This is a genomic window from Shewanella sp. POL2, assembly GCF_000282755.1.
GTDB lineage: Bacteria > Pseudomonadota > Gammaproteobacteria > Enterobacterales > Shewanellaceae > Shewanella > Shewanella xiamenensis.
On sequence record NZ_AKZL01000132.1, the window covers coordinates 1 to 8,679 of the forward strand.

The 8,679-nt window shown below is 46.8% G+C and carries 7 protein-coding genes and 1 pseudogene; 1 reads left to right on the forward strand and 7 read right to left on the reverse strand.

Annotation, left to right across the window (positions count from 1 at the left end):
• The 5 genes from SHEWPOL2_RS20805 to SHEWPOL2_RS20825 all read right to left on the reverse strand — a co-directional run.
• Window positions 1-1,013 (reverse strand): sugar ABC transporter ATP-binding protein (locus SHEWPOL2_RS20805; RefSeq protein WP_037431304.1); only part of this gene is annotated, 1,013 nt, incomplete at its 3' end.
• A gap of 29 nt (window positions 1,014-1,042) precedes the next feature.
• Window positions 1,043-1,984 carry an ABC transporter substrate-binding protein gene (locus SHEWPOL2_RS20810; RefSeq protein WP_037431307.1) on the reverse strand — a complete coding sequence of 314 codons (942 nt, stop codon included), beginning with the start codon at window positions 1,982-1,984 and terminating at the stop codon, window positions 1,043-1,045.
• A gap of 97 nt (window positions 1,985-2,081) precedes the next feature.
• Entirely contained in the window at window positions 2,082-3,044 is a 963-nt protein-coding gene (locus SHEWPOL2_RS20815) for an aldose epimerase family protein (RefSeq protein ID WP_239642795.1), read from the reverse strand.
• Between the two features lie 174 nt (window positions 3,045-3,218).
• Window positions 3,219-3,989 (reverse strand): SDR family oxidoreductase, encoded by a 771-nt coding sequence (locus SHEWPOL2_RS20820; protein WP_037431310.1) that lies wholly within the window; start codon window positions 3,987-3,989, stop codon window positions 3,219-3,221.
• A gap of 60 nt (window positions 3,990-4,049) precedes the next feature.
• Window positions 4,050-5,783 (reverse strand): IlvD/Edd family dehydratase, encoded by a 1,734-nt coding sequence (locus tag SHEWPOL2_RS20825; RefSeq protein WP_037431313.1) that lies wholly within the window; start codon window positions 5,781-5,783, stop codon window positions 4,050-4,052.
• A 186-nt stretch (window positions 5,784-5,969) separates the two neighbouring features.
• On the opposite strand from SHEWPOL2_RS20825, the pseudogene SHEWPOL2_RS20830 reads away from it, so the two are divergent.
• Window positions 5,970-6,928: pseudogene (locus tag SHEWPOL2_RS20830) on the forward strand (glycoside hydrolase family 43 protein).
• A 92-nt stretch (window positions 6,929-7,020) separates the two neighbouring features.
• Here the strand turns inward: SHEWPOL2_RS20830 and SHEWPOL2_RS20835 are convergent.
• Window positions 7,021-7,737, reverse strand: coding sequence for a FadR/GntR family transcriptional regulator (locus SHEWPOL2_RS20835; RefSeq protein ID WP_037418975.1), 717 nt, complete (start codon window positions 7,735-7,737; stop codon window positions 7,021-7,023).
• Between the two features lie 235 nt (window positions 7,738-7,972).
• On the reverse strand, window positions 7,973-8,581 hold the full coding sequence (locus SHEWPOL2_RS20840; RefSeq protein ID WP_037431316.1) for a beta-phosphoglucomutase family hydrolase: 609 nt from the start codon (window positions 8,579-8,581) through the stop codon (window positions 7,973-7,975).
• Between the last annotated feature and the right edge of the window lie 98 nt (window positions 8,582-8,679).

An 8,679-nucleotide genomic window follows, 5' to 3' on the forward strand; every position in this document is an offset into this window, starting at 1 on the left:
CACAGGGCGATCCCGGCGCTGATCGCATCCACGGGTTGCGACAGCTTGAGTTTCTGCCCCGCCAAATGAATACTGCCGCTATCGACTAAATCCAGCCCAAATACGGCGTTACAGACTTCGCTGCGCCCCGATCCTAAAAGACCCGCAAGCCCGACCGCCTGCCCCTTAGGTACGGTAAGATTCATCGATTGGATTGAACCTTTTACCGACACATCTTTGAGGGACAAGAGCACAGCCTCAGCGCGGGTGACGGTGCGCTCCTTTTCCTGTTTATCAATCAATTGCTCCTGCAAAGAACGCCCGAGCATAGCTTCAATCAGCTTAGGCTGTGGTAATTCGGCCGTCAGATATTCGCCGATAAATCGCCCATTACGCAGCACGGTAATGCGATCGCTTATCTGATAAACCTGATCGAGGAAGTGTGTGATAAAAACAATAGCCACACCCTTGGCTTTGAGCTGGTTTAAGATCCCAAATAGCACTTGGACTTCTGTGGCATCTAAGCTCGCCGTAGGCTCATCGAGCACTAATACCTTGGCCGACATGGCAACACCGCGGGCGATGGCAATGAGTTGTTGCACCGCGATGGAATAGTCCGACAGCGGCGCGCTAACATCGATATCCAGCTTAAACTGGGTTAACACTGCGCGCGCATCGGCATACATTTTTTTGAAATGGATCAGCCCAAGACGGCGCGGTTCGTAACCGAGGAACAAATTTTGTGCCACGGTCAGGTTAGGCACTAAGTTCACCTCCTGATAAACCGTGCTGATCCCTGCCTTTTGCGCATCCATTGGTGTGTTGAAATGTTGCGGCTCGCCAAGAAAGAGGATGTCGCCCATATCTTTTGACTGGGCGCCTGTCATCACTTTCACCAGCGTCGATTTACCCGCACCGTTTTCGCCGAGCAGGGCGTGAACTTCCCCCGCAAATAACCGCAAACTCACATCCTCAAGGGCTTTTACGCCCGGATAGTGCTTACTGATCTGCTTGAGTTCTAAAATAAGGCTCATAGCTATTCCCCAAGAAAGCGTCAATCTGACTATTGATGGCGACGCTTTTCGTACTCGGCGGCAGCGGTTTCTTGGGTAAATACGTCACCCGTGGTGCTGATAAGCTTAGGCTGCTCCTTATTGCCCTTAAGGTACGCATCGATAGCATCAAACGCTGGGCCACCTAAGTAAGGGCTAAGTTCAACCGTGGCGTTCACATCACCATCGGCCATGGCCTTAAAGTAATCGGGCACACCGTCCACGGAGACGATCAGAATATCTTTGCCCGGTTTTAAACCTGCTTCTTTAATGGCTTGCACGGCACCCAGAGCCATTTCATCGTTATGCGCCCAAACGGCGCACAGTGGCTGACCGTTTTGGGCCTTGAGGAAACCTTCCATCACTTCTTTACCCTTAGCACGGGTAAATTCGCCGGTTTGGCTGCGAACAATCTTGGCATTGGGATAATTGGCAATCACTTGGTTAAAACCAGTGGCGCGATCAATCGCTGCGGTTGCCCCTACCGTGCCCTGTAATTCGGCGATATCACAGTTGCCTTGGGTTTTATCCATTAACCATTGGCCAATCTTACGGCCTTCTTCGGTAAAATCGGAGGCAATACGGGTGAGGAATAGGGAATCATCATCGACCTTGATATTACGGTCTACTATCACTACAGGGATGTTGGCGCGTTTCGCTTCTCTCAGCACTGGCTTCCAGCCTGTTTCCACTACAGGCGCGATAATAATGGCATCCACGCCTTGGGCGATAAAGCTACGCACGGCTTTGATTTGGTTCTCTTGTTTTTGCTGAGCGTCGGCAAATTTTAAATCTATACCCCGCTGTTTGGCCTCAGCTTTAACAGCTTCACTGAAGCTCGTTCGCCAACCACTCTCGGATCCAACCTGTGAAAAGCCCACCGTAGTGGCGTAGGCACAAGTGGCACTTACAGCCCATAATCCCAATGCGGTAATGATTTTATTATGTTTCATTATTATTCCCTTTATAATTTTAGGTAACAGAGATCCCCTAGCCTGCTGAAACAGCAGGCTAACTCGTATAAATAAATATTATTTCGCCTTGATTGAATTAAATATTCTTAAACTTATGTACCGTAATTTGTTGATATTGAGTATTTGCTTCAAGCATCACACTCGGAAAATGGTCAATATTGACCGCATTCGGATAACCGTGGGTTTCTAAACAGAGCCCATGGAATTGATTAATGCTATAACCTTCATCGTCAATATGGCTGCCATCGAGAAAGTTGCCACTGTAAAATTGCACGCCAACTTCTGTGGTGCTAATTTCGAGTTCTCGGCCAGAAAGCGGATCTTTTAATACCGCAATAGTCTGCAAACTGTTTTTATTGTCAGGATTTCTATCCATCACAAAATAATGATCATAACCATTAGCTAATTGCTTAATATCCGTGGCAATTGCCTTTGGTTGTTTAAAATCGTAGGCGCTGTCGTCGACTAAGATTAATTCGCCGGTTGGGATTTGTTCATTATCGAGTGCCAGAAATTGGCTAGCGTGAATACAGAGTTTGTGCCCTAAAATACCTTGCTGTTTGTCTGAGGCCAGGTTCCAGTAAGCATGATTGGTTAAACAGACGGGGGTGGTTTGATCGCAAACGGCTTGATAGTTCAGGGTTAATTCATTGTTTTCATTGAGGCGATACTCGAGCTTAATCGCAAGATTACCCGGAAATCCTTGATCGCCATCGGGACTGGTAATGCTGAAAACCGCCGCCACACTGTCACTGTCCTGCAAAGTCTCAACCTGCCAAGTGCAATGGCTTAATCCTTTAGGTCCGCCGTGAAGTTGGTTATTGCCTTCGTTGGCGACTAATTGAATCGTTTTACCTGCTAAAGGAAATTGTGCTTTACCAATACGATTTGCGACACGGCCGGCGGTAATACCAAAATAATACGGATTAGTCGCCCAATCTTTAATATCTTGATAGCCAAGACTTAATGAAATAGGTTGCTCATCTTTGCCATAAAGTTTTACCGACCAAATGCTAGCGCCGTAATTTGATAGAACCACTTCAAGCCCGTGGCTATTGGCAAGCGTGACTAATTGTAATTCATCCGCAAATGCGGCATGTTTTACATTTTTTTTTAGAGACGGAGAGTTGCATGGTGAGTGCTTTACCTTTTATTTAAAAATAAACTCAGCACTCACCTCATTATTCAATGAACTGAAATTTTATTGTGATATTTAAATCCAACCACCATCGACAATAAAATTTTGTGCGGTGCAGAGTTTGCTATCATCTGCTGCTAAAAATAATGCCATAGCAGCAATATCTTCGGGCATTACATATTCTTTAATACATTGGTTATTTTCGATATGTTTTGCCGTATCTTTATCAACCCAGTGTGTGAGTTGACGTTTTGTCATCACCCAACCCGGCGTTAAGGTATTAATCCGGATTTTATCTTTGCCTAAATCGGCGGCTAAACCTCGAGTTAAGCCCATGACACCAGCTTTTGAGGCCGTATATCCCGCCATTCCCGCTTGACGATTGTGCCAACTCATAGATCCAAAGTTGATAACAGAACCCCCGCCGAGCCGCTGCATTTGCGGCCTGACCGCTTGTACGGCAAAAAAGTAGTGCCGCAAATTGGTATTTAAGCATTGGTCCCAATATTCTGGCGTGACTTCATCTATGCTATGCCTTTCATCGCACGCGGCATTGTTAATCAATACTGAGATAGGGCCTAAATCGTCTTCAACCAGTGCAATGACGCTTTTAAGCGCTGCTACATCGACAAGATCACAGTGATAAAATTTCACACTGGCGTCAGGCTGAGTCTGCTTAAGGCCTGTGACAAGTTGAGTCGACTCCTCAACTAAAATGTCGACAAATGCCACCTTAGCGCCCTGCTCTAAAAAAGACCGTACTAAGCAAGCCCCAATACCCGTACCACCGCCACTGATAAAAATGGTCTTACCTTGTAAACTCGGGTATTGATTAGTCAACTTCATAACTCAACCTTTTATTAAAATAATTATTTGGTTTCATTATAAAAGAAAACGAGTTCATATTTAATGGGAATGTGCGGGTATCTCTGCACCTCGACATCCCACGAGAAAATCAAAATCACATCCCTCATCCGCCTGCAGCACATGGTCTTTAAAGAGCGAGAGATAGCCGCCATTGATTGGAATGGATTTCACAGCCGCGAGTTTTGCTAGGCGCGCCTGTAACTCTTGGTCGCTGATCTCCAGCTGTAATATCCCTGCATAGGTATCGAGCGCTATCATGTCACCATTTTGTACTGCGGCGAGTGGCCCAAGGGCTTGTGCTTCTGGCGCAACATGGAGAACAACGGTACCAAAGGCGGTGCCACTCATGCGTGCATCGGAAATCCTTACCATATCTTTAATTCCTTTTTTCAACAGCTTAGGTGGAAGTCCCATATTGCCGACCTCGGCCATGCCCGGATATCCCTTAGGACCACAGTTTTTAAGCACCATTATACTGGTTTCATCTATCTCCAGTTCAGGATCGCCGATGCGGGCGTTGTAATCATCAAAACTTTCAAACACAACCGCTTTGCCACGGTGTTGCATCAGGTGCGCGCTGGCGGCGGAGGGTTTGATTACTGCGCCGCGAGGCGCGAGATTGCCGCGCAGTACGCGAATGCCACCATTTTCAACCAAGGGATTTTCAAGTGACATAATCACCTCTTGGTTATAACAAGGCGCCTCTTTAACATTGTCCCAGAGGCTAGCGGCATTGACGGTGAGCGTGTTTTTGCTCAGTAAATCATGCTCAAACAGCTGCCTTAATACTGCTGGCAGTCCACCTGCGTAGTAAAAGTCTTCCATTAAGTACTGACCCGAAGGCTTAAGATTCACTATGGTCGGTACTGCGTAACCATGGCGCCAGTCATCGAGTGACAGCTCAACTCCTATCCTGCCGGCAATGGCCTTTAAATGGATAACGGCGTTAGTTGAACCACCAATGGCAGCATTGACTTTGATGGCATTGATAAAAGCATCACGGCTTAAAATTTTACTTAAGGTCAAATCCTCTTTGACCATATCAACAATTCGCATTCCCGACATATGGGCCAACACTTGGCGGCGAGAATCCACCGCAGGAATGGCGGCATTGTGTGGCAAACTCACGCCGAGGGTTTCCACCATACAGGCCATAGTCGATGCCGTGCCCATAGTGTTACAGGTGCCCGTTGAGCGTGACATATCCGCTTCGGCATTCATAAATGCGGCGAGGCTGATGTTGCCTGCTTTATATTCTTGATGCAGTTCCCATACGAGTGTGCCAGAACCCACATCCTTGCCCTTATGCTTACCATTGAGCATGGGCCCACCCGTGACGACTATCGTCGGTAAATCACAACTGGCCGCGCCCATCAATAAAGCCGGAGTCGTTTTATCGCAGCCCACTAACAGCACAACACCGTCGATGGGATTGCCACGAATGGCTTCTTCCGTGTCCATAGCCGCAAGGTTACGCGTTAACATGGCGCTAGGGCGCAAATTGGACTCGCCATTCGAAAACACGGGGAACTCCACCGGAATGCCACCCGCTTCCCGAATGCCATTCTTTACTCTTTGGGCCAATTCCCGCAGGTGACCATTGCAGGGCGTCAATTCTGACCAGGTATTACAAATACCAATCACAGGCTTATTTTGAAAGTGATGCTCGGGTATGCCTTGGTTTTTCATCCAACTGCGATACATAAAACCATTTTTATCATCACTACCAAACCAGCTTGCCGAACGAAGTGTTTTCGGTTTTTTATTATTCATATGACACCTTCGTTTTCCAAAGCACATGCCCTGCCCGACATATTCAATTAGCCGCATTACAGTCGACTATCAGAGAGTCGGCGCACCTTTATGCCCTGAGTTAACAATTTGTACTTTAATATTGCTAGCACGTAAAAGTATTGGTATTACTATAATACTAAAATATCAAAAAACAATAGAGGAAGTATGAAAAAGGCATTTTCTAGTATTTGTGTGAGTGCTTGTTTGGCATTGATCACCACGGCCAGTACAGCGGCAATTGCTGCGAACCCTTTGTTTACGGATGTATTTACCGCCGATCCTGCCGCTATAGTGCACCAAGATACTGTCTATCTTTATACTGGCCATGATGTTGCAAAGGACAATCGTACCTTCTTTGAAATGCATGACTGGCTGGTTTTTAGCTCTAAGGATATGCACAATTGGACGGCCCATGGCAGCAAGTTATCGGTGAAGGATTTCAGCTGGGCAAAAGGAGATGCATGGGCCAGCCATGTGATCGAAAAAGAAGGTGAGTTTTACTGGTATGTCACGGCAAGACACAACAAAATCAATGGTTTTGCCATAGGTGTCGCGGTTGCAGATAGTCCACTTGGCCCCTTCAAGGATGCCCGCGGCAGCGCCCTTATCACCAATGACATGACCACAGATACCGAGATTGATTGGGATGATATCGATCCTGCTGTTTTATCGATGATGACAAGCAAGCCTATCTGTTTTGGGGCAACACTAAGCCAAGATTTGCCAAGCTAAAAGCCAATATGATTGAACTCGATGGTCCAATACACGCCATTGATGTTCCTAACTTTACCGAAGCGCTTTGGGTACATAAAAAAGATAAAACTTATTATCTTTCATACGCTTCAGGCTTCCCTGAAAAAATTGCCTATGCGACCAGTGATAGCATTCTGGGCCCCTGGAAGTACCACGGCATCTTAAATGAAGTGGCGGGTAACTCGCCGACAAACCATCAAGCAATCATTGAATTTAAAGGTAAATCCTACTTTATCTATCATACCGGCGCCTCGCAGGATGGCGGCGGTGAGTTTAGACGTTCAGTCGCAATTGACCCGCTGCATTACAATGCCGATGGCACCCTACAGCGTATTCATATGACAAGCGAAGGCATCAGCCAGCCGCAGTAACCTATTTTTTACTCGCTCTAAAGTAAAAAAGGTGAACCTAAGTTCACCTTTTATATTTGCAGTAAAGCGGCGTTAAAAATTGAAGCAAGCCGTTATTTACGCACGATATTTTTATGCACTGTATCTTGAGACGTCGAGAGTAATTTATTCATCTCGGCTTTCGCGCCTTCACTGTCCCCTGCGGCAATCGCAGTATAAATGGCCTTATGGCCTGGGAGTGATTGGATAAAGTCATCCTGAATTGTGCTACTGAGTCTAAAGATTTCGAGCAGCGCAGATTGGATCGACACGCCGAGGGATACCATAAACTCGTTATTGGTCGCATCTAAAATCGCCATGTGGAAATCGATATCCGAGGTATACACTTCATCCGTACCTAATTCGGCCGCTTCCATCTTGGCATAAGCAGCCGCAATCACCTCAAGCTGCTCTGGGGTGCGTTTCTTGGCAGCCAGTTCCGCCGCAGCAGGTTCAAATACGGCACGAATTTCATAGAGTGACGTGTAAAACTCAGGGGAAGGTTTCGATTGGGAAAACCAGTTTAAGATCACCGGATCAAACATATTCCAGTGGCGACGCTCACGAATTCGAGTGCCAAGCTTAGGGCGAGACTCGATAAGCCCTTTTGCTGTGAGCACCTTAAAGGCTTCCCTTAAGGAGGTGCGTGATACTTCCAGCTCTTCACAGATAGCATTTTCGTTAGGGATATATTCACCTGGCGCATAAAAGCCGCCCACAATGCGAGAACCTAATTCGCTTGCCACCCAGTTATGGATATTCTGCGGACGGTTATTTGCCTGATTTGCCATAGTGCCCTCTTTAACTCTCTATCTCTGTGCTCAATCCAATCAGCTGGATAAGGTACTTAACGCGGATAAACAAATGTTATGATACTACCTTTCCTGATAAAGGTAATAAAAATTTTGTTAACGCTAAGAATTTATGGGGATTTCCTCAAACTCATTGTCCCTACCTTACCCCAAAGTTTTACATTGTAAAGCCTAATTTTGCGTTTTAGCCAGTGATTGGACAAGCTCGCAACGGCTATTGAGCGCCTAGGAAATAGTCATTTTCAATCTGTAATTCAGCATGCACATCGACCACAAACATCCCCGCCGCTTCGGCGGCTTGGATACCCGCCTTCGCATCTTCAAATACGATACAGCGCTCTGGCGCTATGCCCATCAGCTCGGCGCAGCGTAAAAAAGTATCAGGCGCAGGTTTGGGTGACGCGACTTGGTCAGCCCCCACCACATAATCGACTAATTCCAGTAACCCACACAGGGTTAAGATTTGAATGGCTTCCTCTGTGTAGGCGCCTGTGCCGACCGCCATTGGGCGTTTGCCCTGATTCTGCTTGGCAAATTCGGCTAATGCCGTCGGTTTGACATATAAATGCATAGTGTCGCGCACTAGGGCTTCTTTATACTCGTTCATGGCTTCGCAACTGGCCGTTGGTGTGACGCCAAAATGGGCGATCAGAATCTCTAAGGTGCCAACAGTAGGCACGCCCGCTAACGAGCGCATTAGAGCAGGCTCTACGGGGATCCCAAAGTGATTCAAGGTTTGTCGCCATGCCTGTTCATGCAACTGACCGCTGTCGACTAAGGTGCCATCCATATCGAAGATAATGCCGTCAAATTCTGTATACATCTGTGTTAACCCTATGAAATGAATGGTTCCAGAAAAATGAAAGCCGCCCGAAGGCGGCTTTATTGCTGCGCAAGAATTATAACCCTCTTGCTAAACCG

Excerpts from the sequence above, each read along its gene's own strand:
- SHEWPOL2_RS20820 (WP_037431310.1), bottom strand. The coding sequence starts at position 3,989 with ATGAAGTTGACTAATCAATACCCGAGTTTACAAGGTAAGACCATTTTT.
- SHEWPOL2_RS20810 (WP_037431307.1), bottom strand. The coding sequence starts at position 1,984 with ATGAAACATAATAAAATCATTACCGCATTGGGATTATGGGCTGTAAGT.
- SHEWPOL2_RS20840 (WP_037431316.1), bottom strand. The coding sequence starts at position 8,581 with ATGTATACAGAATTTGACGGCATTATCTTCGATATGGATGGCACCTTA.
- SHEWPOL2_RS20825 (WP_037431313.1), bottom strand. The coding sequence starts at position 5,783 with ATGAATAATAAAAAACCGAAAACACTTCGTTCGGCAAGCTGGTTTGGT.
- SHEWPOL2_RS20835 (WP_037418975.1), bottom strand. The coding sequence starts at position 7,737 with ATGGCAAATCAGGCAAATAACCGTCCGCAGAATATCCATAACTGGGTG.